The sequence below is a fragment of the Streptococcus sp. k-378 genome (assembly GCF_013277505.1).
Taxonomy (GTDB): domain Bacteria; phylum Bacillota; class Bacilli; order Lactobacillales; family Streptococcaceae; genus Streptococcus; species Streptococcus pseudopneumoniae.
Genome location: NZ_VMNC01000031.1, coordinates 1 through 1033, shown reverse-complemented (window position 1 = coordinate 1033; position 1033 = coordinate 1). Strand labels below are relative to the sequence as shown.

The window sequence follows — 1033 nt, the reverse complement described above, 5'->3', positions numbered from 1 at the left end:
TTGAGGTAGATGTCACCGTCAACTTCTTTTATAACGAATGCTTTCGTCTTTCTGCTGAAATAGACTTCTTTTCCTTTCTGTTGATAGGCTAGTAGCAGACGATTGCTTTGTCTTTCAGAAAGATTCAGTTCGACACAGGCTCGATTCTTTGTTTTCTTTCCTTGGTCTATAGCTTTTATCACAAGATATTTTTTCGTTTCATTCATATTCAGTTGGATACTTTTCATACGACTATTTTATCAAATGGGACATTTTCACGTTCGATTTACTAAAGACATTATCACATTCGAATTACAAAACCTAAAAAATCAAATGTTTTTCCTTGCAAAATTCGGGGGGGGGGTGGTATAATTGCTACTAGACTGTATACTCTTCATAGGAGGTACAGTGGGGTAAATAGTCGTAAGTTGCTATTTATATATTAGACTTTCCTGCGAAACAAAATATGGTACAATAGTTCTATGAATTATGAAGCAAGTAAACAACTAACTGATGCACGATTCAAGCGTCTTGTTGGTGTTCAGCGCACGACTTTTAAAGAGATGTTAGCTGTATTAAAACAGCTTATCAAGGTAAACACGCAAAAGGTGGAAGAAAACCTAAACTAAGCCTAGAAGACCTTCTTATGGTCACTCTTCAATATGTGCGAGAATATCGAACTTATGAAGAAATTGCGGCTGATTTTGGTATCCACGAAAGCAACTTACTCTGTCGGAGCCAATGGGTTGAAGTAACTCTTGTTCAAAGTGGTTTTACGATTTCAAGAACTCCTCTCAGTTCTGAGGACACGGTAATGATTGATGCGACGGAAGTAAAAATCAATCGCCCTAAAAAACAATTAGAGAATTATTCTGGTAAAAAGAAATGCCACGCTATGAAGGCTCAAGCGATTGTCACAAGTCAAGGGAGAATTGTTTCTTTGGAGCTCGCTGTGAACTATTGTCATGATATGAAGTTGTTCAAAATGAATCGCAGAAATATCGGACAAGCTGGTAAAATCTTGGCTGACAGTGCTTATCAAGGGCTCATGAAG

The 1033-nt window shown here is 37.5% G+C and carries 2 pseudogenes; one reads left to right on the top strand and one right to left on the bottom strand.

Annotated features, from left to right (window positions below):
- Window positions 1–206 (bottom strand): annotated as a pseudogene (locus HT719_RS03730) (hypothetical protein); the annotation flags it as partial.
- A 255-nt stretch (window positions 207–461) separates the two neighbouring features.
- Here HT719_RS03730 and HT719_RS03725 point away from each other — a divergent pair.
- Window positions 462–1033, top strand: a pseudogene (locus tag HT719_RS03725) (transposase family protein); the annotation flags it as partial.